The 21,845-nt window shown below is 65.3% G+C and carries 19 protein-coding genes, 1 tRNA gene and 1 pseudogene; 14 read left to right on the top strand and 7 right to left on the bottom strand.

Going from position 1 to position 21,845, the window contains the following annotated elements; all coding sequences use genetic code 11:
- The first annotated feature begins 8 nt into the window (after positions 1-8).
- The 4 genes from H3H55_RS07840 to H3H55_RS07855 all read left to right on the top strand — a co-directional run bounded on the left by H3H55_RS07840 (position 9) and on the right by H3H55_RS07855 (position 3,128).
- Positions 9-722: a class I SAM-dependent methyltransferase gene (locus H3H55_RS07840; protein ID WP_193098222.1), complete on the top strand. Its 714-nt coding sequence runs from the start codon at positions 9-11 to the stop codon at positions 720-722.
- A gap of 160 nt (positions 723-882) precedes the next feature.
- Positions 883-959 (top strand) — tRNA-Pro (locus H3H55_RS07845).
- A 140-nt stretch (positions 960-1,099) separates the two neighbouring features.
- The gene (bamC, locus tag H3H55_RS07850; protein WP_129514390.1) at positions 1,100-2,311 is read left to right on the top strand and encodes an outer membrane protein assembly factor BamC; all 1,212 of its coding nucleotides are present in this window, start codon (positions 1,100-1,102) and stop codon (positions 2,309-2,311) included.
- A gap of 526 nt (positions 2,312-2,837) precedes the next feature.
- Positions 2,838-3,128, top strand: a complete 291-nt coding sequence (locus H3H55_RS07855) for a putative quinol monooxygenase (protein WP_089467938.1) — start codon at positions 2,838-2,840, stop codon at positions 3,126-3,128.
- A gap of 41 nt (positions 3,129-3,169) precedes the next feature.
- Here H3H55_RS07855 and H3H55_RS07860 read toward each other — a convergent pair whose 3' ends face one another.
- The 3 genes from H3H55_RS07860 to H3H55_RS07870 all read right to left on the bottom strand — a co-directional run bounded on the left by H3H55_RS07860 (position 3,170) and on the right by H3H55_RS07870 (position 4,780).
- Positions 3,170-3,427: a hypothetical protein gene (locus H3H55_RS07860; RefSeq protein WP_034184019.1), complete on the bottom strand. Its 258-nt coding sequence runs from the start codon at positions 3,425-3,427 to the stop codon at positions 3,170-3,172.
- Between the two features lie 136 nt (positions 3,428-3,563).
- The gene (locus tag H3H55_RS07865; protein WP_011351789.1) at positions 3,564-3,842 is read right to left on the bottom strand and encodes a hypothetical protein; all 279 of its coding nucleotides are present in this window, start codon (positions 3,840-3,842) and stop codon (positions 3,564-3,566) included.
- A gap of 221 nt (positions 3,843-4,063) precedes the next feature.
- Positions 4,064-4,780 carry a YdcF family protein gene (locus tag H3H55_RS07870; RefSeq protein WP_193098223.1) on the bottom strand — a complete coding sequence of 239 codons (717 nt, stop codon included), beginning with the start codon at positions 4,778-4,780 and terminating at the stop codon, positions 4,064-4,066.
- Between the two features lie 157 nt (positions 4,781-4,937).
- Between H3H55_RS07870 and H3H55_RS07875 the strand changes: the two genes are divergently transcribed.
- Complete coding sequence (locus H3H55_RS07875; RefSeq protein ID WP_006495354.1) at positions 4,938-5,255, top strand: hypothetical protein; 318 nt, start codon at positions 4,938-4,940, stop codon at positions 5,253-5,255.
- 193 nt (positions 5,256-5,448) lie between these two features.
- Here H3H55_RS07875 and H3H55_RS37255 read toward each other — a convergent pair whose 3' ends face one another.
- Complete coding sequence (locus H3H55_RS37255) at positions 5,449-5,700, bottom strand: hypothetical protein (RefSeq protein WP_129514392.1); 252 nt, start codon at positions 5,698-5,700, stop codon at positions 5,449-5,451.
- Between the two features lie 201 nt (positions 5,701-5,901).
- Positions 5,902-6,297, bottom strand: a pseudogene (locus H3H55_RS07885) (transposase); the annotation flags it as partial.
- 431 nt (positions 6,298-6,728) lie between these two features.
- Between H3H55_RS07885 and H3H55_RS07890 the strand changes: the two are divergent.
- The 9 genes from H3H55_RS07890 (at position 6,729) to truB (ending at position 18,935) form a co-directional block, all read left to right on the top strand.
- Positions 6,729-7,631, top strand: coding sequence for a LysR family transcriptional regulator (locus tag H3H55_RS07890; protein ID WP_047900515.1), 903 nt, complete (start codon positions 6,729-6,731; stop codon positions 7,629-7,631).
- A 75-nt stretch (positions 7,632-7,706) separates the two neighbouring features.
- A complete protein-coding gene (locus H3H55_RS07895) occupies positions 7,707-8,909 on the top strand; it encodes a pyridoxal phosphate-dependent aminotransferase (RefSeq protein WP_193098225.1) in 1,203 nt (400 codons plus the stop codon).
- A gap of 272 nt (positions 8,910-9,181) precedes the next feature.
- A complete protein-coding gene (gene scpB, locus H3H55_RS07900; protein ID WP_193098226.1) occupies positions 9,182-10,228 on the top strand; it encodes an SMC-Scp complex subunit ScpB in 1,047 nt (348 codons plus the stop codon).
- A gap of 60 nt (positions 10,229-10,288) precedes the next feature.
- Positions 10,289-12,055, top strand: a complete 1,767-nt coding sequence (gene rluB / locus H3H55_RS07905; protein ID WP_193098227.1) for a 23S rRNA pseudouridine(2605) synthase RluB — start codon at positions 10,289-10,291, stop codon at positions 12,053-12,055.
- A gap of 457 nt (positions 12,056-12,512) precedes the next feature.
- Complete coding sequence (gene rimP, locus H3H55_RS07910) at positions 12,513-12,971, top strand: ribosome maturation factor RimP (protein ID WP_006752291.1); 459 nt, start codon at positions 12,513-12,515, stop codon at positions 12,969-12,971.
- Positions 12,971-14,446 carry a transcription termination factor NusA gene (gene nusA, locus H3H55_RS07915; protein WP_048244039.1) on the top strand — a complete coding sequence of 492 codons (1,476 nt, stop codon included), beginning with the start codon at positions 12,971-12,973 and terminating at the stop codon, positions 14,444-14,446. Before rimP ends, nusA begins: the two co-directional genes overlap by 1 nt.
- Positions 14,447-14,537: 91 nt before the next feature.
- A complete protein-coding gene (gene infB / locus H3H55_RS07920; RefSeq protein WP_129514397.1) occupies positions 14,538-17,477 on the top strand; it encodes a translation initiation factor IF-2 in 2,940 nt (979 codons plus the stop codon).
- Positions 17,478-17,590: 113 nt separating this feature from the next.
- Positions 17,591-17,989, top strand: a complete 399-nt coding sequence (gene rbfA, locus H3H55_RS07925) for a 30S ribosome-binding factor RbfA (protein WP_129514398.1) — start codon at positions 17,591-17,593, stop codon at positions 17,987-17,989.
- Between the two features lie 13 nt (positions 17,990-18,002).
- Positions 18,003-18,935 (top strand): tRNA pseudouridine(55) synthase TruB, encoded by a 933-nt coding sequence (gene truB, locus H3H55_RS07930; RefSeq protein WP_193098228.1) that lies wholly within the window; start codon positions 18,003-18,005, stop codon positions 18,933-18,935.
- An 82-nt stretch (positions 18,936-19,017) separates the two neighbouring features.
- Here truB and H3H55_RS07935 read toward each other — a convergent pair whose 3' ends face one another.
- The gene (locus H3H55_RS07935; protein WP_129514400.1) at positions 19,018-20,577 is read right to left on the bottom strand and encodes a DHA2 family efflux MFS transporter permease subunit; all 1,560 of its coding nucleotides are present in this window, start codon (positions 20,575-20,577) and stop codon (positions 19,018-19,020) included.
- 30 nt (positions 20,578-20,607) lie between these two features.
- Entirely contained in the window at positions 20,608-21,825 is a 1,218-nt protein-coding gene (locus H3H55_RS07940; protein ID WP_048244029.1) for an HlyD family secretion protein, read from the bottom strand.
- Positions 21,826-21,845 lie beyond the last annotated feature (20 nt).

The following is a 21,845-nucleotide window of genomic DNA, read 5'->3' on the forward strand; positions in this document are numbered from 1 at the left end:
GAAGCGCCATGGATCTGAAGGAAGTCGACGTATTGGGTGCGGGGGTGGGCGATCACTGGTACTACGCGTCGAAGGCGAGCGCGATCCGCCGGTTCCTCGGCGCGTCGGGCGCGAACCGGATACTCGACGTCGGTGCCGGCTCCGGCTTTTTCTCGAAGCATTTGCTCGAGCGCACGCAGGCGACGGAAGCGTGGTGCGTCGATACGAGCTACGCCGGCGATACCGACGGCGAGGCGGCCGGCAAGCCCATCCATTTCCGGCGGTCCGTCGACCGATTCGATGCCGATCTCGTTTTGCTGATGGACGTGCTCGAGCATGTCGACGACGACGTCGGGCTACTGTCGCAGTATGTGGCGGGGGCGCCTCCGGGCAGCCGGTTCCTGATCACGGTTCCCGCGTTCCAGTTCCTCTGGAGCGGGCATGACGATTTTCTCGAGCACAAGCGCCGATATACGCTCGGCGGTCTCGAGGATGTGGTTCGTCGTGCGGGGCTCGACGTCGAGCGCGGCGCCTACTACTTCGGTCTCACGTTCCCGCTTGCGGCAGCATTGCGGCTGGGCGAGCGGGCGCGTCCGCATCCGCGCGAGCCGGCGTCGCAATTGCGCCGCCACCATCCGCTCGTCAACGGCTTGCTCAAGATGATCTGTCGTATCGAGTTGCCGATGTTCCGCTTCAATCGCGTTGCCGGCCTGACGGTCATCTGCGTCGCGCGCAATCGCTGAGCGCGAGGCGCGAGCCGTGCAGTCGGGGCGCAGGTCGTGCCGGCAGGGGCGTCCGCGCCCGTATCGGTGCCGTCACGCCAAAAAATTTCACAAGAACATTCACAAAATGCATGCGACCCGATTCTAAATAGGAAAAGTGTCTGTTATACTTTTCTTCTTTCGGGGCGTAGCGCAGCCTGGTAGCGTACCTGCATGGGGTGCAGGTGGTCGGAGGTTCAAATCCTCTCGCCCCGACCAGACAAGAACCCGCGTCGGCTTAGGCTGACGCGGGTTTTTTCTTGCCGGTCGCTTTTTTGCACATCGCGGCGCGGCCCCGGTAAAATCCAAGGTTGATCCACGGAAAGCGCCGTGATTTAGCGGAAGAGGATTCCCCGAACATGACTGATCTTCGTCTTACCATGCGGTTCGCTGCAGTGCTCGCCACCGGCGCGCTCGTTGCCGGTTGCGGTACGTCGTCGCCCACGAAAGTGGACTACAAGAGCGATTCGAAATCGAAAGAAGCGTCGCTCGCAGTGCCGCCCAACATGCTCGACGAGACGGCCGATCAGCGTTCGCTGCCGCCCCAGGGCGGCGCGACTTCCCTGTCTGCGCTTCAGCAGGTCCAGAAGGCGGCGCCCGCCCTGGACACCGTCGCTCCGGCCGTGACCGGCATGCACATCCAGCGCGACGGTACCGAGAGCTGGCTCGTGATCGACGGCAAGCAGCCGGCTGACATCTGGCCGCAGGTCCGCCGTTTCTGGCAGGAGCAGGGCTTCCTGCTCGTCGTCGACCAGCGCGACAAGGGTGTGATGGAAACCGACTGGAACGAAACCCATCCGCAGATCAACGACGGCCTGATCCGCAGCGTGATCTCGAAGGCAATGGGCAACTCGTACGTGACGGCCGAGCGCAACAAGTACCGCACGCGTCTCGATTCGGCGCCGAACGGCGGCACCTACGTGTTCATCAGCCAGAAGGGGATGCGCGAGGCGATCACGGGCTCGAACAACGATTCGAGCAAGTGGGAACCGAAGCCGAACGATCCGGCGCTCGAGACCGAATACCTGAAGCGGCTGATGGCGGTGCTCGCGCAGAACGAGCAGCGCGCGAAAAACGGCGAACCGCCGATCGCGAACATCAAGGACAACGTGGTGCCGAAGGAAAAGAAGGCCGATGACGACGCATCGTCGAAGGCCGCCGCCGCGATTGCCGCGCAGAACGTGTCGCGCACGTCGGCACAAGGCAGCGATGCAGCCGACGCGGCCGCGGTGCCGTCCGAGGTCACGCTGGGCGAACCGTACGACCGGTCGTGGCTGCACGTCGGTCTCGCACTCGATCGCGCGAACTTCACGGTCGACGATCGCGATCGCTCGAAGGGCCTGTATTTCGTGCGCTACGTCGATCCGAAGGATCTGACCTCGGCCGAGCAGGGCTTCTGGAGCCAGCTGTTCCACGGCAAGAAGGAAAAGCAGGCGAAGCAATACCGCGTCAACGTGAAGGCGCTCACGGCCGACCAGACGCGCGTCGCGGTCATCGACGATTCGGGCGCGCTCGACACGTCGTCAGCGGCTCGCCAGATCATGGGGCTGCTCGTGAATCAGCTCCGCTGATCTCGACGCTTCTCCGCACCAGCGAAAAGCCCGCCATCTGGCGGGCTTTTTTCATGGCCGCTCGCCGGCGCGCACGTGTGCGAGAGGTTCGGCCCCTCCTCGTGACGTTACGTAACATCTGCGCGTTACGGCGGCAGAGCACGCGTCACATTGGCGTGGGTGAGGAAATTGTCCTTATAAATCAACGGCGTGATTGGCGTACAAGGCCTGGCACGCAACCTGCTTTACATGTTGGAATCGTTAGAGCAGGGAGGACAGCGTCAGGTACCGGGTGTGCGCCGCGAGCGCCAGATCAACGGTATCGACGTCTTCAAATGCCGGCGCGACAAGCGCCGGCGCAACTGATGACGATCCGCGCCAGCGTGCGGATCTCGATGGCCCCGTCGCCTATCCTCGTAGGGCGACGGTTTCGCCCGCGCTTCTCTGAAGCGCGGGCTATTTTTTTGGGCCGTCGTACAGCGGCGCATCGGCGCGGCCGCTGCGTGATTCGCGTATTCTCGGACTTTTTTCAAAGAAGGAGTCGGGAATGGCGGAAATTGCAGTCGTGGCGCTGATCGTGGCGAAGCCGGGGGCCGAGGAAAAACTGCGCACCGCGCTCGAAGGGATCGTCGAGCCGACCCGCAACGAAGCGGGGGCATTGCAGTACGACCTGCATCGGGACCTGAAGGAGCCCGCGCGGTTCGTATTCGTCGAGCGTTGGGAGAGCGAGGAGGCGCTGGCCGCCCATGCGCGTTCCGCGCACATTCTCGCGTATCGCGAAGCGGCCGCGGACTGGATCGAACGTTCCGAAATCCGCGTGCTGTCGAAGCTCGTCTGAGCAGGGTGGGGCGACCGGACGTATCCGGTCGCCGCGGCGCGTCAGTGCGACGTGCCGGGTACGTCGAGGATCAGGATGATCGTCCAGTCGGCGTCGCCATCGTGGTGATACTGGCGCTCGGCAACGATGAACGGTTGCTGCTTGCCCTGCGGGCCGAGGAAAAGCACGTCGCCCTCCATCGGCAGACACTCGATCGGCGGCAGCGCGAGAAACGCGTCGGCCGAGCCGCGGGGCATCAGTTGCTTGATCTGGCGAGTGGCGGCTTCGGTCCACTCGATGTCGAGTTGAATGTTGCTCATGCTGTCCTCCGCACCGGGGTGCGCACGGGTGGAAAATTTCGGTGCGCGACTTTAGCACAGCGCACGGGCACCGCAACCAAAAAAGCCGAACCCGGTTGCCCGGATTCGGCTTTTTACTTGTGCGGTGCCGCCGAACTTACTGGCTGGCAGCGTCTGCGGCCTTGGCGGCCTTCTTGCCGGCCTTCTTCGCCGCTGCCTTGTGGTGAGCAGCCTTCTTGCCGTGGTGATGCTCTTCTTGCATCGCCGGCTGAGCGGCCTCGGCCGCTTGCTGCTGTTGCAGGGCTTGCGCGCGCTGCTCGATCTCGGAGATCTTGGCCGGATCGGTAATGGTCTTGATTTCCGTGCTCTCTTGCGCATACGCTGCGCCAGTCAGCGCCGACATCGCTACCAGGATAGCCAGGGACGTCTTCTTCATTGCTTTACCTCCGCTAAGTGGTGATGAACCCGAGTGTTGCCGTTTTGTCTGGCGACTGCAATCGAGTGCGTGTCGAGTGTAACAAAAGTGACGGATCAATGTGCATCGGATCGAGGCGCAACGCAAGGCCCCGTTGAAGTCGCGCAACAGTTTGTGAATTTCGTCACGCGCTTGCCATCCTGATTGGCGTCGCCATTTCCGCTGCCGTTACCGTGCAGTCATCAGAACCATCCGAGCCATCGATAGACGTGGAATTGCGCGATGCCGACCAGTTCGTGCAGCGCTTGCTCGGCGTTGGCCAAATTGCGCCAGCGCGGCAGCCAGCCCGTTTGCGCGCGCCGGAGATTCGCGTAAACAGGCTGCGGATCGAGGCCGAAACGGCGGAAATCGAGCAAGGCGCGGCGCATCTGGTACGACGACGTGACGAGAATGCGTGCGTCGTCATACTGTGGGCGTAGTATAGACGCAGTGAATTTCGCATTTTCGTAGGTCGTGCGGCTGTTCGGTTCGAGAACGAGGTCGGCGGGGGCGACGCCTTCCGCCACGAGTTGGCGGCCGTATACGGCCGCCTCGGTTTCGCCGTGGTGCTGCGGGTCGCCGCCCGACATCACCACGGTGCAGCGCTCGGCCTGCTGCCGGCACATGCGATAGAGCGCCGCAACCTTGTGTATGCGCGCGACTCCGTCGGGTGGCGGCCGCAGCCCGGTGTCGGTATGACGCGTTCCGGCGCCGATGAGAATCAGCGTGGTTCGCCCGTGCATGTCAGGGTGTTCGACCGGCGTGACGCCCGCCTCGGTCCAGGCGATCAGCGGTGCCGCGAGCCAGCCTGTCGCGAGCAGCCAGAACAGCGCAACGGCGGCGATCGCGATGGTTCGCCGCCGCTTGCGGCAGAGCATGAAACAGATGAAGAGAAGTACAAATGAATCGAACAGAATCAATTTGATTGGGGTATGGTGTCTTTTTATGGACGGCTGATGATCCGGCCCTGATGCGACGCCGAACGTCGGCCCCCAGAACCGGTGGCGGTATCGGCGGGCGGAGACCCCGCCCGGCGCGCCGCTTCGCATTGTCGCTGCACTTTAAGAAAGAATCGAGATGGCCACGTATTCCAACGAAGCGGTGCTCGACGCATTGAGACGAGTGCAGTACCGCCAGGTTCCGTGGGCACGCCGCCCGGGCGTGTTCGAATATCTCCGGTCGCTCGGGCTGATGGACACGGTCAGGCAGAAGACCGTTGCCCCCGCGCCGGGTTTCCACGCACCGGTCGACATCGCGGTGCTGACCGATAGCGGTCGAGCCGAATTTTCGCGCCTCGAACGTGACGAGAAATTACTTTCCTGGACCGATCGCCGTATGGACGACTACGCATTGAGCGAAGCCAGCGCCGTGGCGATTCTCGAAAGCCGCCTGTAGCGGCGCACATCCCGCTCGGGCGTCGCCGCACAGCCGGCGACGTCAAAAAAAAAGCCCGTATCGCGAGGATACGGGCGTACCGGATACTTTTGCTGCTGCCACGCTGTGCTCATGGCAACGATGTGACTCGTCGCATGCGGCGCAGTTCCCGAAAGCGGGCATTTTCTTTGATGAAATCCTGAAGTTCGCAGTTCTACGGATGACGCGGCATGTCGGACGGCTGCGAGCTGATGCGCGCACGCGCGTTGCTGGCAATGTCGCCGCGCAGGTCGCCGCGCGGCACGGTCTGCCGGCCCGACTGCGCAGCGGACGGCGGCTGGCGGACGGTATTCCGGTGATCCTGCTGGTGATGGGGCGGTTTCACGCGATCATCGGCGTGAACTGGAGCGGTCAGCGCCAGCGAAATGACAATGCCGCATGCGACGAGCAGTGACATTGTTTTCATGGCGGGGCTCCCTTCAAGCCGTCGACGCGGCCTGTTGATATATCGCTAAGGTAAGCGTGGGAGTGCAGGCTTGCTGTAAATAATGGTAAATAGATGTATCGCGGCACGACAACGGTAATCGACGGCAATGCAGGCGTCGCGAAAAGATCGCGTCGCGGAAAGGAACCGGGCGGCCGAAGCCGCCCGATCGAGCATTCGTTACGCCATCTTGACGGGCGCGCGCCAGGATTCCGGATTGGTCCAGAAGGCGCCGCGCAGCCGGTCGCGGCTCGGCGGTGCGGGCGGCTTCGCGGCGCTTGCGCCGATGCGTCCGCGCAGCGAGATCTGTCGGCCGCTCGTGCCGAGTCGCTTCACGATTTCGGCGAGCGTGCCGTCCGCCTGCCATTCGTCGAAGCGACGGCGGCAGGTCGGCGGCGACGGATAGCGTCCCGGCAGCTTGGACCAGCCTTCGCCCGTCGACAGCACCCACAGCACGGCGTTTACCACCGAGCGGGCTTCCACGCGGGGACGGCCGCGTCGCTCACTCCGTGCGGGTTCCGAGCAAAACAGACCTTCGACCAGCGCCCACTCGTTATCTCTCAAATCGTCGAACAGCATCATGTCCTCACCTCAGCGAAGCTAACTCCGGTGCGCTGCCCTGCGCCGCGCACTCTTCAAGCACTCGATCGTCGAGTGCCGGGTGGGGGCGTCCGGTTGGCCGGCAGCGGCGTTTCTGCTCTTCCGTCCGACGAAACCTGCGCCCTGTGCGCCAGGTAATGCACGAAGCGTGCCATGTCGGAGGTGAATCCCTCGAGAGCCGCTTGGCAGCGAGCTAACGGCTAAGTCAGCTAGGGGCGTATAAGACGCCAAAATAACCCGCCAGCAAATCGGGACAATCACCAATCTTGTGCAGTTCGCCCGCACCACGTGCGTTTGCGTAGATATTGCACCGCAGCGAAACATGTGCGGCAGGTGCCGGATTCGTACATCGGCACCGGATTCACGCATTAAAATCGTGCATTGATATCGACGATTGATGAGGTCAGGAGATGAACGTCACGCTGCGCCAGCTTCGCGTATTCATCGAGGTAGCGCGGCTCAAGAGCTTCAGTCGCGCGGGCGACGAGATCGGGCTCACGCAGTCCGCGGTCAGCCGCTGCGTGCGTGAGCTCGAGGCCGAGCTCGGGCTGAAGCTGATCGACCGCACGACGCGCGACGTGCAGCTGACCGACGTCGGCGCGAACCTGATCGCGAGCGTGTCGCGCCTGATCGACGATCTCGACGACACGCTGCGCGAGATTCGCGAGATCGGTGAGCAGCGCCGCGGGCGCGTGATCGTCGCGGCAAGCCCGACGATCGCGTGCAGGCTGATGCCGCGCGTGGTTGCATCGTGCGAGCGCCAGTTTCCGTTCGTGACGCTGGGCCTGCGCGACGACGTGCAGAGCGATGTGTTGCGCAAGGTGAAGTCGAGCGAGGTCGATTTCGGCGTCGTGATCGGGCCGCTCACGGTTGCCGATCTCGTCTGCGAACCGCTGATGACCGATTCGTTCTGCCTCGTCGCGCGTGCCGACCATCCGCTCGCGGCACGTGCCGAGGTGCCGTGGACGGCGCTGGACGGCGAGCGCCTCGTGCTCCTCGATCATGCGTCGGGAAGCCGGCCGCTGATCGATGCCGCGCTGGCCGCCCATCACGTCAATGCGACGGTCATGCAGGAGCTCGGGCATTCGGCGACCGTGTTCGGGCTCGTCGAGGCCGGGGTGGGTGTGAGCGTGCAGCCGTGGCTGTCGCTGCCGCTGCCGGCCGGCTCGACACTCGTCGCGCGGCCGCTCACGCCGCGCACCGAACGCACCGTCGAGCTGGTGCGTCGCCGCGACCGGTCACTGTCGCCCGCGGCGCAGGCGATCTGGGAGCTCGTGCGGCAGATGCCGGCGAGGGCGGAGGATCTCGACTGACGTGCCCCGGCGTGCACCGGCCCGGCTCACAGGCCGGTACACTACGCGGATCGTGTTCCTGGGCGATGGTTCTCGATGACGCATTCCGCAGATTCCTTTCCGGTGACCGGCGAGCCGGCGGCCCGCGCCGCGGTGCGCGCGCTGCGTCCGTCGCTGATCCGCGAGGTGGCGAACGCCGGCTTCGGCGTGCCGGACATGCTGCCGTTCTGGTTCGGCGAATCCGATCGCGTGACGCCGGATTTCATCCGCGACGCCGCAGCGGCGGCGCTGCGCGACGGCGCGACCTTCTACACGCACAACCTCGGCACTGCGCCGCTGCGCGACGCGATTGCTGCCTACGTCAGCGCGCGGCATGGCGCGACGGCGGGCGACACGGTGGCCGTGACCAGTTCGGGCGTGAGCGCGCTGATGCTGGCCGCGCAGATGCTGGTCGGGCCGGGCGAACGTGTGGTCGCGGTGACGCCGCTCTGGCCCAATCTCGTCGAGATCCCGAAGATCCTCGGCGCGCAGGTCGAATGCGTGTCGCTCGACTATGGCGATGCGGGCTGGCAACTCGATGTCGGGCGGCTGCTCGCGGCGCTGACGCCCGATACGCGGATGCTGCTGATCAACTCGCCGAACAATCCGACCGGCTGGACGATGTCGCGCGACGATCAGCAGGCCGTGCTCGCCCATTGCCGCCGTCACGGTATCTGGCTGGTCGCCGACGAGGTGTACGAACGGCTCGCGTTCGGCGCGGGCGGCGCACCGTCGTTCCTCGATATCGCTTCGCGCGACGAGCGGGTCGTTGTCGTGAATTCGTTCTCGAAGGCGTGGGCGATGACGGGCTGGCGGCTGGGCTGGCTGATTGCGCCGGCATCGGTGATGGGCGATCTGTCGAAGCTCGTCGAATACAACACGTCGTGTGCACCGGGCTTCGTGCAGGCCGCGGGCGAGGTCGCGCTGCGCGACGGCGAGGCGTTCGTGCAGTCGTTCGTCTCGGCGCTGCGCGATGCCCGCGATCACCTGGTCGCCGCGCTGCGGACGCTGCCGGGTGTCGAGGTACCGCCTCCGCCGGGCGCGATGTACGTGTTTCTGCGTCTGCCGGGCGCGGCCGACAGTCTCGCGTTCTGCAAGACGCTGGTGCGCGAAGCGGGGCTCGGTCTTGCGCCCGGGCGTGCATTCGGCCCGGAGGGGGAAGGTTTTGTGCGCTGGTGCTACGCATGCGATCCGGCACGACTCGACGCGGGCGTCGAGCGGCTGCGCCGGTTCCTCGCGCGCGGCGCGGCTGCCCGCTGAAGCAGGGCCGGAGCGGACGCGGCGCACTGGCGGTGGCCCGCTCGGTCCATCTTTACGCACCGGGCAATTTTGCGTAATATGGCGCTCAGTCACGCGGTTCCGTCGTTGAGCCGTGCTGTTCCGTCCGGTTTGGGCCTGGCCTGAAGTTGGTTCGCCGCCCCCGGTTCGTGCTCCCATCAATATGACCGATCAGAATCGGGCGAGCGCGTCTTCCGTTCATTTCGTCTGTTTGTTGATCCGGTTCGTTTGACCACAGGGTCTGGCCTAGCTGCATGAATACCCAAGAGGCGAAGATCGTCCTCGAGACTGCTTTGATCTGCGCGCAGGAACCGCTGAAGCTCGGCGATTTGCGCAAGCTCTTTGCCGACGGCGTGTCGGCTGACACGGTCCGCACGTTGCTCGAAGATCTGAAACAGGATTGGTCCGGCCGCGGGGTCGAACTGGTGGCGCTGGCGACCGGCTGGCGCTTTCAGAGCAAGCCGGCGATGCGTCACTATCTGGATCGCCTGCATCCCGAGAAGCCGCCGAAATATTCGCGCGCGGTACTCGAAACGCTCGCGATCATCGCGTACCGGCAGCCCGTCACGCGCGGCGACATCGAAGAGATTCGCGGCGTGACGGTCAATACGCAGGTGGTCAAGCAGCTCGAGGATCGCGGCTGGATCGAGGTGATCGGTCATCGTGACGTGCCGGGGCGCCCGGCGCTGTACGCGACGACCAAGCAGTTCCTCGACGATCTCGGCCTGAAGGCGCTCGACGACCTGCCCGCGCTCGAAGAGCCGGCCGCGAACATCGAGGCCGCGCTGCTTGCGCAGCAGGCAATCGACTTCGAGGGTGACGTGCCGGTTGCCGACGACGCAACGGACGACGTGTCGCAAGCGCAGGCGGAAGAGGTGTCCGCCGGCCGATCGGCCGAATTGCCGGGCGATGGCGTGACGGACGTCGCGACGACGCAGGAAATCCCGAGTCGCGATACGCTCGATGCTGATCGCGGGCAAACGGAACAAGTGGAACAAGCGGAACAGGTTGGTGCCGAAGCAGCGCCGACCGGTGCGCAGCCCGAGCCGCTGCGCGCGGATTGGAGCGAGGAAGATCGCAAGCCGGCCGCCGAAACGGCTGCCGGAGACGGAGCGGAAGCGGCCGGCGACATGCCCGGCGAGGCTGTTCAGGCCGACGCGTCCCGTTCCCGTCCCGCGGACTGCGAGATGCTGGACGACACGTCTGACAGTCTCGCGGATGCCGTACGAAGCGCCAGTGCGCCCATCGGCGCCGACGCGCTGCCGGACGACGAAGCAGAACCCGAACAGCGTCGCGCCTGAACGCGGCCAACTTCTTGCCGCGCCCGCGCCGGGCGCGAGACCTGACATTTTGAGGTTGTTTTGACAGATATCCACGATATTGAATCGTCCGCGCCTGCCGTGCAGGCAGCGCGTGCCGACGATGCACCGGAGCAGGACGCTTCGGCCGCGGGTGGCGACGACCGTCCCCGCCGCGGTCTGCGGCGAGGCCCGCGCAGCCTGATCGCGCGCCGTCGCGCGGCGGCCAAGTCGAAGGGCGCCGAAGGCGAGTCGCAGGGCGCTGAAGGCGAGGATGCGCAGCCGGCCGAGGCCGCCGAAGCGCAGCCGGCGCGTGCGCCGCGCAAGGAAGGTGCAGCCAAGGGCGGTCGCAAGCCGGCCGCGGGCAAGCGCGAAGGCGCGGCCAAGGGCGGCCAGGGTGCGCAGGGCGGCCAGGGTCGACGCGGTGGTGCGCCGAAGGCTGAAGGTGGCCCGGTGAAGGCGGAAGGCGATGCGTCCCAGGACGAACTGTTCGCCTACGTGACGTCGCCGGCATTCGACGCGGACAATTCCGCGGGCGGCAGCGGCGTGCGTGCGCCGATGCTGCGTCGCGGCCGCAGCCAGCCGGCCAACAAGCGCGTGCTGTCGCCGGACGACGACGCGCCGAAGCTTCACAAGGTGCTGGCGGAAGCGGGCATGGGCTCGCGCCGCGAAATGGAAGAACTGATCGTCGCCGGCCGCGTATCGGTGAACGGCGAGCCCGCGCACATCGGTCAGCGCATCATGCCGACCGACCAGGTGCGGATCAACGGCAAGCCGGTCAAGCGCAAGCTGCCGAACAAGCCGCCGCGCGTGCTGCTGTACCACAAGCCCACGGGCGAGATCGTCAGCCATGCGGATCCGGAAGGCCGTCCGTCGGTGTTCGACCGTCTGCCGCCGATGAAGACGGCGAAATGGCTGGCGGTGGGCCGCCTCGACTTCAATACCGAAGGTTTGCTGATGCTGACGACTTCGGGTGACCTCGCGAACCGCTTCATGCATCCGCGCTACAGCGTGGAGCGCGAGTACGCGGTGCGGGTTGTCGGCGAGCTCACTGAAGGCAACCGGCAAAAGCTGCTGCACGGCGTCGAGCTGGATGACGGTCCGGCCAACTTCCTGCGTATCCGCGACGGCGGTGGCGAAGGCACGAATCACTGGTATCACGTCGCGCTGGCCGAAGGCCGCAACCGCGAAGTGCGCCGGATGTTCGAGGCGGCCGGCCTGATGGTGAGCCGGCTGATCCGGACGCGTCACGGCCCGATCCCGCTGCCGCGCGGCCTGAAGCGCGGCCGCTGGGAGGAGCTCGACGACGCGCAGGTGCGCAAGCTGATGGCGACCGTCGGCCTGAAGGCGCCGTCCGAGGAGAAGGGCAAGCGAGGCGGTGCCGGTCCGGCCGAGCGTCGTCAGCCTGATCCGATGGAGACGTCGATGGGGTTCATCAGCCGTGAGCCGGTGTTGACGACGCACGGCCAGCTCGACCAGCCGCGTCGCGGCGGCGGTCGGCGCGGCGGGCCGGGCCTGCCGGGCCTGAGCGGCTACGGCAGCCTGCCGGTTGCGCCGTCGGGCTATGGCAACCGTGCTGGCGGCGCCCGCGATGGCAACCGCTCGGGCGGCGGCGGCCGAGATGGGAACCGCGCTGGCGGCGGCCGTGATGTCGACGGCAACCGCGCGTCATACGGCGCAGGCCCCAAGCGCGAGAGCGCGGGCCCCAAGCGCGGCGGTCCCAAGGGCGGCAATCGCAATCCGAACGGCAATCGTCCCGAAGGCGGCGGCAACAGCGGCGGCCCGCGTGGCGGCCAGCGTCCGCAACGCAGCCGTACGCGCAGCCGCTGAGCGTTCGGGCACGCGGCGGCGCAAGGCCGCCGGCGTGCCGGCACGATCGGCATCCGACCGATTTTGTCGGCACGACGCATTGCGTTGATTGCTTTGACTGTATATATATGCCGCGTGCCGCTGGACGGCCGCCGGCATGGCCGATTTCCGGCGCGGCAGGATGGCGCCGGTCGATCGGACAGTCCGATTTCGCATTTTCGGTCCGTAAAGGCAGGCGACGCGCTGCTTTTACCGGCTGGCTTGGCGTTTGCGCCAAAAATCGCTATAATCGCGGAGTCGCTGGGCGTACGGATTCAATGTGCGGCTCAGGTGCGACCACCAGTAAGAAGATGGGCGTTCCGCCCATTTTTTTTTGCTGAAACGGTTAGGCATCTCGGGTAGCGCTTCCTGCGCCGGCTAAGGCGCGCGCCCGCGGGTGTAATCGCGAGCGGCGGGCGCGAACACCTGAGAGGACACTGTGCAACTGACGGAACTGATAGAAACCACGGTCACCGGGCTCGGCTACGAGCTGGTGGATCTCGAGCGCACCGGGCGCGGCATGCTTTGCATCTATATCGATCAGCTTGCCGGCATCTCGCTCGAAGATTGCGAAAAGGTCACGCGTCAGCTCCAGCACGTCTTGACGGTCGAAAACATCGATTACGAACGGCTCGAAGTCTCGTCCCCGGGACTCGACCGCCCGTTGAAGAAGCTGGCCGACTTCGAGCGCTTCGCTGGCAGCGAAGTTTCCGTGACCTTGAAAAAGCCGCTGGACGGGCGCAAGACGTACCGGGGCATTCTGCACGCGCCGAATGGCGAAACGATCGGTTTGGAATTTGAAGGGAAGAAGGGCGAGGCGGCCATGCTGGATTTCACGCTGGCCGATATCGATAAAGCCCGCCTGATTCCGCAAGTTGACTTTAGGAGCCGCAAATAATGAGTCGCGAAGTGTTGATGCTGGTGGATGCGCTGGCGCGCGAGAAAAACGTCGAAAAGGATGTGGTGCTGGGCGCCCTCGAGGCTGCGCTCGCGTCCGCGTCCAAGAAGCTGTTCGACGAAGGCGCCGAAATCCGCGTCCATATCGATCGCGAAAGCGGCGAGCACGAAACCTTCCGTCGCTGGCTCGTCGTGCCCGACGAGGCAGGCTTGCAAGAGCCGGATCGCGAGATCCTGCTGTTCGAAGCACGTGAGCAGAAGCCCGACGTCGAAGTCGGCGAATATGTCGAGGAACCCGTGCCGTCGATCGAGTTCGGCCGCATCGGCGCGCAGGCCGCGAAGCAGGTGATCCTGCAGAAGGTCCGCGACGCGGAGCGCGAGCAGATCCTGAACGACTACCTCGAGCGTGGCGAAAAGATCATGACGGGTACGGTGAAGCGCCTCGACAAGGGCAACTTCATCGTCGAATCGGGCCGTGTCGAGGCGCTGCTGCGCCGCGATCAGCTGATCCCGAAGGAAAACCTGCGCGTGGGCGACCGCGTGCGTGCGTACATCGCGAAGGTCGACCGCACCGCGCGCGGCCCGCAGATCGAGCTGTCGCGTACGGCGCCCGAGTTCCTGATGAAGCTGTTCGAGATGGAAGTGCCGGAAATCGAGCAGGGCCTGCTCGAAATCAAGGCGGCAGCCCGTGACCCGGGCGTGCGCGCGAAGATCGGCGTCATCGCATACGACAAGCGGATTGATCCGATCGGCACCTGCGTCGGCATTCGCGGTTCCCGCGTGCAGGCCGTGCGCAACGAGCTCGGTGGCGAAAACATCGACATCGTGCTATGGTCGGAGGATCCCGCCCAGTTCGTGATCGGCGCGCTCGCGCCGGCAGCCGTCCAGTCGATCGTCGTCGATGAAGAAAAGCACTCGATGGACGTGGTCGTCGACGAGAACGAGCTGGCTGTCGCGATTGGCCGCAGCGGTCAGAACGTTCGCCTTGCCGGCGAACTGACCGGCTGGCAGATCAACATCATGACGCCGGACGAATCCGCCCTGAAGCAGGGTGAAGAGCGCGACCGGCTGCGTGCGCTGTTCATGGCGCGTCTCGACGTCGACGAAGAAGTTGCCGACATCCTGATCGACGAAGGCTTCACGAGCCTCGAAGAAATCGCTTACGTGCCGCTCAACGAAATGCTCGAAATCGAAGCGTTCGACGAGGACACCGTGCATGAACTGCGCAACCGCGCACGCGACGCGCTGTTGACGATGGCTATCGCGAACGAAGAAAAGGTTGAGAACGCAGCGCTGGATCTCAAGAGCCTCGACGGCATCACGCCGGAGTTGCTCGCGAAGCTGGCTGAACACGGCATGCAGACGCGAGACGATCTCGCCGAGCTGGCTGTGGATGAACTGGTCGACATGACCGGGATGGAAGAGGATGCCGCTAAGGCGTTGATCATGAAAGCACGTGAACATTGGTTCCAGTGAGAAATGACCATGGCGCACTGATTTGATGGCGGCCGTATGGCCTGACCCGATGCTAACAGCAAGGAATCGGTCCTTGCACTAAGAGGAATGAATGGCGAGTAACAACGTAGCCCAATTTGCCGCGGAACTGAAAATGCCTGCTGGTGTGCTGCTCGAACAGCTGCAGGCAGCGGGCGTCCAGAAAGCGAGTGAAGACGATGTGCTGTCCGAGACGGACAAGGCGCGTCTGCTCGATCATTTGCGCAAGTCGCATGGCGCAACCGACGGCGATAAGCGCAAGATCACGCTGACCCGCAAGCATACGTCGGAGATCAAGCAATCTGACGCGACGGGCAAGGCTCGCACCATTCAGGTCGAGGTCCGCAAGAAGCGTACGTTCGTCAAGCGCGACGACGTGAGCGAGGGTGCGGAACAGGGTCAGGCGCAGGTCGCCGAAGCGGACGACGATGCAGAACTGAAGCGTCGCGAGGAAGAAGCGCGCCGCGAGGCCGAGCTGCTCGAGAAGCAGGCGCAGGAACTGCGCGAACGCCAGGAACGCCTGGAGCGCGAGGAAGCCGAGCGCCGTGCCCGCGAGGAAGCGGCCGAAGCCGAGCGCCGTCGCGCCGAGGAAGAAGCTGCGGCGAAGCGTGCCGCGGCTGAAGCCGCTGCGGCACAGCAGCAGGCGGCAGCGCAGCAGCAGGCCGCCGCGGCCGAGCAGGAAGCACCGGGTGCGCAGTCCGCGCAGGACGAAGCGCGCGTGGCCGCCGAAGCGCGTGCGGCTGCCGAACGTGCGGCGCAGCGCGAAGCGGCGAAGAAGGCCGAGGATGCTGCCCGTGAGGCGGCGGACAAGGCGCGCGCCGAGCAGGAAGAGATCAGCAAGCGCCGTGCGGCCGCCGAGGCCGAAGCGCGTGCGATCCGCGAAATGATGAACACGCCGCGCAAGGCCGTGGTCAAGGCAGTCGAGCCGCCGAAGCCGGTCGAGCCGCCGAAGCCGGCCGAAGCGAAGGGCACGCTGCACAAGCCGGCGAAGCCGGAAGGTGCGCAGGCGCGTCCGGCGGTGAAGAAGCCGGCCGGCGCTGCACCGGCAACGACGCAGGCACCGGCAGGCGCGGGCGATCGCAACAAGAAGCCGGGCGCAGGCAAGGGCGGCTGGCAGGACGACGCGGCGAAGCGTCGCGGCATCAAGACGCGCGGCGATTCGAGCGGCGGCGTCGACCGCGGCTGGCGCGGCGGCCCGAAGGGTCGCGGCCGTCACCAGGACAGCGCATCGTCGTTCCAGGCGCCGACCGAACCGATCGTCCGTGAAGTGCACGTGCCGGAAACCGTTTCGGTTGCCGATCTCGCGCACAAGATGTCGATCAAGGCCTCGGAAGTCATCAAGGTGATGATGAAGATGGGCCAGATGGTCACGATCAACCAGGTGCTGGACCAGGAAACGGCGATGATCGTCGTCGAGGAACTGGGTCACCGCGCGGTTGCCGCGAAGCTGGACGATCCGGAAGCGCTGCTCGTCGAAGGCGAAGCGACCACCGATGCGGAGCAACTGCCGCGTCCGCCGGTCGTCACGGTCATGGGTCACGTCGACCACGGCAAGACCTCGCTGCTCGACCACATTCGCCGCGCGAAGGTTGCGGCGGGCGAAGCGGGTGGCATTACGCAGCACATCGGCGCTTATCACGTCGACACGCCGCGCGGCGTCATCACGTTCCTCGATACGCCGGGTCACGAAGCGTTCACGGCAATGCGTGCACGCGGCGCGAAGGCGACCGACATCGTCGTGCTGGTGGTGGCGGCCGACGACGGCGTGATGCCGCAGACGAAGGAAGCAATTGCCCACGCGAAGGCGGGTGGCGTGCCGATCGTCGTCGCGATCAACAAGATCGACAAGCCGGAAGCGAATCCGGATCGCGTGAAGCAGGAACTGGTCACGGAAGGCGTCGTGCCGGAAGAATACGGTGGCGATTCGCCGTTCGTGCCGGTGTCGGCTAAGACGGGTGCGGGCATCGACGATCTGCTCGAGAACGTGCTGCTGCAGGCCGAAGTGCTGGAACTGAAGGCACCGGTCGAAGCACCGGCCAAGGGTATCGTGATCGAAGCGAAGCTCGACAAGGGTAAAGGCCCGGTCGCGACGATCCTCGTGCAGTCCGGTACGCTGAATCGTGGCGACATCGTGCTCGCGGGCTCGGCCTACGGCCGCGTGCGCGCGATGCTCGACGAGAACGGCAAGCCGACGAAGGAAGCCGGCCCGTCGATCCCGGTCGAAATCCAGGGTCTGTCGGAAGTGCCGGGCGCGGGCGAGGAAGTGATCGTGCTGCCGGACGAGCGCAAGGCGCGTGAAATCGCACTGTTCCGTCAGGGCAAGTTCCGTGACGTGAAGCTCGCGAAGCAGCAGGCCGCGAAGCTGGAAAGCATGCTCGAGCAGATGGGCGAAGGCGAAGTGCAGAACCTGCCGCTTATCGTCAAGGCCGACGTGCAGGGTTCGCAGGAAGCACTCGTGCAGTCGCTGCTCAAGCTGTCGACCGACGAAGTGCGCGTGCAGATCGTGCACGGCGCGGTGGGCGGCATCAGCGAAAACGACGTCAACCTTGCAACGGCATCGAAGGCAGTCATCATCGGCTTCAACACGCGTGCGGATGCGCAGGCGCGCAAGCTCGCGGAAGCCAATGGCGTCGATATCCGCTACTACAACATCATCTATGACGCAGTGGATGAGGTGAAGGCGGCGATGTCGGGCATGCTGGCGCCGGAGAAGCGCGAAATCATCACCGGTACGGTCGAGGTGCGCCAGGTGTTCAAGGTGCCGAAGATCGGCGCGGTCGCAGGCTGTATGGTCACGGACGGTATCGTCAAGCGCTCGTCGTCGGTTCGCGTGCTGCGCAACAACGTCGTGATCTTCACGGGCGAACTCGAATCGCTGAAGCGCTTCAAGGACGACGTGAAGGAAGTCAAGCAAGGCTTCGAGTGCGGCATGTCGGTGAAGAACTTCAACGACATCGTGGAAGGCGACCAGTTCGAAGTCTTCGAAGTGACCGAAGTCGCGCGTACGCTGTAATCGTCGCGTATCGGCTCATGGGCGGGGCAGGCTTGGGCTTGTCCCGCCCATTTTTCATGGCGGCCCGCCAAAAGGCGGCCGCATTATCCTGATAAACGAATCAGGGATCGATCATGTCCAGGAAACGTACTTCCCCCAATCGCAACGTTCAGATCGCCGATCAGATTCAGCGCGATCTGTCCGAACTCATCATGCGCGAGGTCAAAGATCCGCGCATTGGCATCGTCACCATCCAGAGCGTGGAACTCACGCCGGACTACGCGCACGCGAAGATCTACTTCACGGCGCTGACCGGCGATCCGGTCAAGACGCAGGAAGCGCTGAACCACGCATCGGGTCACTTGCACAACCTGTTGTTCAAGCGCCTGCACATCCATACGGTGCCGACGCTGCATTTCCACTACGACCAGACGATCGAGAAGGCCGTGGAAATGTCGCGCCTGATCAAGGAAGCGAACTCGACGCGCGCGAAGGACGACGACGAGGCCGACGCATCCACCAAGGACGATTGAGCGCGACCGGCCTATGACGACTGCAGCACCCCAACGTCCGCGCGTGCCCCGGCGCGCGCTGGATGGCGTCCTCCTGCTCGACAAGCCGGTCGGCCTGTCGAGCAACGATGCGCTGATTCGCGCGAAGCGTCTGATGCTCGCGAAGAAAGCCGGTCATACCGGCACGCTCGATCCGCTGGCCTCGGGCCTGTTGCCGCTGTGTTTCGGCGAGGCGACGAAGTTCTCTCAGGACTTGCTCGACGCCGACAAGACCTACGAAGCGACGATGCGTCTCGGCCTGCGCACGACCACCGGCGATGCGGAAGGTGAAGTGATCGACACGCGGCCCGTCGAATGCGACCGCGCGGCGGTGGAAGCGGCGCTCGTGCGCTTTACCGGCGGAATCGTGCAGGTGCCGCCGATGTATTCGGCGCTCAAGCGCGACGGCAAGCCGCTGTACGAATATGCGCGCGCGGGCCAGACCGTCGAGCGCGAAGGGCGCAACGTGACGATCCATGCGCTCGACCTGCTCGCCTGCGAGCTGCCCGACGTGACGTTTCGCGTGACCTGCAGCAAGGGCACCTACGTGCGCACGCTGGCGGAGGATATCGGCGAGGCGCTGGGTTGCGGTGCGCATCTGACGATGCTGCGTCGCACGGGTGTCGGTGCGCTGACGCTCGAGCATGCGGTGACGCTCGATGCGCTGTCGGACGCCGACGAATCGGCGCGCGATACATGGCTCCAGCCGGTCGATGCATTGCTGTCCACGTTTCCGTCGGTTCGGCTCGACGACGCGGGTGCGAAGCGGTTCCTGCACGGCCAGCGTCTGCCGCTGTCGGAACTTGCGCAGATCGATGCGGCCGAGGGCGAGCGCGTGCGCGTCTACGACGCAACGCGGCTGCTTGGCGTGGCGCGCAAGGCGAACGGCGTGCTCGCACCGGAACGGCTCGTCGTGACCGCTGCATGACCAGGCGGCGCGAGCGCGCCGTCGGAGCAAAAAAAAGCCCGGTCGATTTCGACCGGGCTTTTTGTTTGGCGCGCGGTGACGCTCAGTGCGCTGCCGATGCCGCTGCGCCGGCATCGCCGCCGCCCGCGCGTTCGGGCTTCGTGATCCAGATCAGCGCAATCAGCAGCACGAAGATCGCCGCCGAGATGTAGAACAGGTCGTTCACGCCGAGCTGCGCGGCCTGCTGCGTGGCCAAGTTGTTGATGAGGCCATGCGCCTGGTCCTGCGTCAGCCCGAGACTGCCCATTTGCGTGACGGCCTGGTTGAACGTCGGGTTGTACACGTTCGCCTGCTCGACCAGCTGCGCGTGGTGGAAGTTGTTGCGATGATCCCACGCCGTCTGGAAGATCGACGTGCCGATGCCGCCGCACATGATCCGCACGAAGTTCGACAGACCGGACGCCGCCGGGATGCGGTGGCCGGGGAGGCCGGACAGCGTGATCGACACGAGCGGAATGAAGAAGCCGGCCATCGCAACGCCTTGCACCAGCGTCGGCAGCGTGAGCGACCACTCGTCGACGCCCGTCGTGTACCCCGATCGCATCCAGAAGCACAGCGCGAATATCAGAAACGCGGCGGTCGCGATGTAGCGCGGATCGGTGCGCGGCAGGAACTTGCCGGTCAGCGGCGACAGCAGGATCGCGAACAGCCCGACCGGCGCCATCACGAGGCCGGCGTCGGTTGCCGTATAGCCGATCTGGGTCTGCAGCCACAGCGGCAGCAGCACGAGGTTGCCGAAGTAGAGCCCGTAACCGACCGCCAGCGCGATCGTGCCGCCCGTGAAGTTGCGCCGACGGAACAGCGACAGATCGACGACGGGGTGCTCGGCGGTCAGTTCCCAGATCACGAAGAACGCGAACGAGATGATCGCGATCAGCGCGAGCGCGACGATCGTCGTCGACGCGAACCAGTCCAGATCCTTGCCCTTGTCGAGCATGACCTGCAGCGAGCCGACCCACAACACGAGCAGCGCGAGGCCGACGCCGTCGATCGGCGCGCGGCGCACCGTCGATTCGCGCGTGCGATAGATCGACCATGTGGCGAGTGCGGCGGCGATGCCGACCGGGATGTTCACGTAGAAGATCCACGGCCACGAGTAGTTGTCCGAGATCCAGCCGCCGAGGATCGGGCCCGCGACCGGCGCGATCAGTGTCGTCATCGACCACAGCGCGAGCGCCATCGGCGCCTTGGCACGCGGGTAACTCGACAGCAGCAGCGATTGCGACAGCGGAATCATCGGTCCCGCGACCGCACCCTGGAGGACGCGCGACGCGAGCAGGAACGGCAGGCTCGGCGCGAGCCCGCACATCCACGACGAGATGACGAACAGGATGATCGACGCGAGGAACAGGCGAACCTGTCCGAAGCGATCGGTCAGCCAGCCCGTCAGCGGCACGGAGATCGCGTTCGCGACCGCGAACGACGTGATGACCCACGTGCCCTGGTCGGACGACACGCCGAGGTCGCCCGAGATGGTCGGGATCGCGACGTTCGCGATGGACGTGTCGAGCACGTTCATGAACACCGCGAGCGATACCGCGATCGTCCCGATCACGAGTTTCCCGCCCTGCAAGGGCGGGTGGGAGACAGGAGCCTGTGCCATGTGTCGGTAGTTTTTCCGGAGTCGGAGCGGTTACATCATCTTCGCGGCGCTGTTCGACTTCGCCGCGGCCGGGGCCGCTGCGTTGCCGCCCGCGTTCTCGGCGATGATGCGCGCGATTTCGGCGTCGGCTTCGTCGCCGTACTTCGCGAACACGTTGGTCTCGTAGACGGTGTTCGGCGCGTTGACGAGCTGGTCGCCGCGTTCGTCCTTGATGTCCACGTCGACCTGCATCGACAGGCCGATGCGCAGCGGATGCTTGTCGAGATCCTTCGGGTCGAGCTCGATACGCACCGGCAGGCGCTGCACGACCTTGATCCAGTTGCCGGTCGCATTCTGTGCCGGCAGCAGCGAGAACGCGGAGCCGGTGCCGGCCGAGAAGCCGACGACCTTGCCGTGGTAGGGGACCGACGAGCCGTAGATGTCGGCCGTCAGTTCGACCGGCTGGCCGATGCGCATGTGCTTGAGCTGGACTTCCTTGAAGTTCGCGTCGACCCACACGGCATTCAGCGGCACCACCGACATCAGCGGCGTGCCCGGGGACACGCGCTGGCCGACCTGCACCGAGCGCTTCGCGACATAGCCGGTGACCGGCGCGGGCAGCACGTTACGCGCGTTCGCGAGGTAGGCATCGCGAACCTTCGACGCCGCAGCGAGCACGTTCGGGTGCGATGCGACCGTCGTGTTCGCGGTCAGCGCGCGGTTCGATGCGAGCTGCTGCTGCGCGGCGTCGAGCGACGCCTGCGCGGCCTTCACGGCGTCACGCGCATGCGAGATTTCTTCCTGCGACACCGCGCCCGTCTGTGCAACGGCCATGCGGCGGCGCAGGTCGTCGTCGGCCTTCGACAGGTCGGACTGGCGCAGCGCAACCTGCGCGCGGTACTGGTCGTCGTTGACGAACAGGCCGCGCACCTGGCGCACCGTCTGCGCGAGGTTGGCTTCCGCCTGCTGCAGCGCGACCTGCGAATCGGCCGGGTCGAGCACGACCAGCGGATCGCCGGCCTTGACGGTCTGCGTATCGTCGGCCTTCACGGCAATCACGGTGCCGGTGACCTGCGGCGTGATCTGCACGACGTTGCCGTTCACGTAGGCGTCGTCGGTCCCTTCATGGAAGCGGGCGACGAGGAAGTAATACAGGCCGTACGCGATGGCCGCGATCACGATGACCGCGACGAGCAGCGTCATCATCCGTTTGCGCTTCCCGTTGTTCTGCGACTGTGCGCTGGCAGCGTTTTGTTGAGGGTCGCTCATGGCGATTTTCTCCGTCCGTT

It is taken from the genome of Burkholderia sp. Z1, from assembly GCF_014893795.1.
In the GTDB taxonomy this organism is placed as follows: Bacteria; Pseudomonadota; Gammaproteobacteria; order Burkholderiales; family Burkholderiaceae; genus Burkholderia; species Burkholderia theae.

Bases quoted from the DNA above. Each gene is read 5' to 3' on its own strand.
- H3H55_RS07935 (WP_129514400.1), bottom strand. From the start codon at position 20,577: ATGGCACAGGCTCCTGTCTCCCACCCGCCCTTGCAGGGCGGGAAACTC.
- truB (WP_193098228.1), top strand. From the start codon at position 18,003: ATGACGACTGCAGCACCCCAACGTCCGCGCGTGCCCCGGCGCGCGCTG.
- H3H55_RS07875 (WP_006495354.1), top strand. From the start codon at position 4,938: ATGGCCACGTATTCCAACGAAGCGGTGCTCGACGCATTGAGACGAGTG.
- H3H55_RS37255 (WP_129514392.1), bottom strand. From the start codon at position 5,700: ATGAAAACAATGTCACTGCTCGTCGCATGCGGCATTGTCATTTCGCTG.
- H3H55_RS07840 (WP_193098222.1), top strand. From the start codon at position 9: ATGGATCTGAAGGAAGTCGACGTATTGGGTGCGGGGGTGGGCGATCAC.
- nusA (WP_048244039.1), top strand. From the start codon at position 12,971: ATGAGTCGCGAAGTGTTGATGCTGGTGGATGCGCTGGCGCGCGAGAAA.
- infB (WP_129514397.1), top strand. From the start codon at position 14,538: ATGGCGAGTAACAACGTAGCCCAATTTGCCGCGGAACTGAAAATGCCT.
- H3H55_RS07890 (WP_047900515.1), top strand. From the start codon at position 6,729: ATGAACGTCACGCTGCGCCAGCTTCGCGTATTCATCGAGGTAGCGCGG.
- bamC (WP_129514390.1), top strand. From the start codon at position 1,100: ATGACTGATCTTCGTCTTACCATGCGGTTCGCTGCAGTGCTCGCCACC.
- H3H55_RS07855 (WP_089467938.1), top strand. From the start codon at position 2,838: ATGGCGGAAATTGCAGTCGTGGCGCTGATCGTGGCGAAGCCGGGGGCC.
- scpB (WP_193098226.1), top strand. From the start codon at position 9,182: ATGAATACCCAAGAGGCGAAGATCGTCCTCGAGACTGCTTTGATCTGC.
- H3H55_RS07940 (WP_048244029.1), bottom strand. From the start codon at position 21,825: ATGAGCGACCCTCAACAAAACGCTGCCAGCGCACAGTCGCAGAACAAC.
- rbfA (WP_129514398.1), top strand. From the start codon at position 17,591: ATGTCCAGGAAACGTACTTCCCCCAATCGCAACGTTCAGATCGCCGAT.
- H3H55_RS07860 (WP_034184019.1), bottom strand. From the start codon at position 3,427: ATGAGCAACATTCAACTCGACATCGAGTGGACCGAAGCCGCCACTCGC.
- H3H55_RS07865 (WP_011351789.1), bottom strand. From the start codon at position 3,842: ATGAAGAAGACGTCCCTGGCTATCCTGGTAGCGATGTCGGCGCTGACT.
- H3H55_RS07895 (WP_193098225.1), top strand. From the start codon at position 7,707: ATGACGCATTCCGCAGATTCCTTTCCGGTGACCGGCGAGCCGGCGGCC.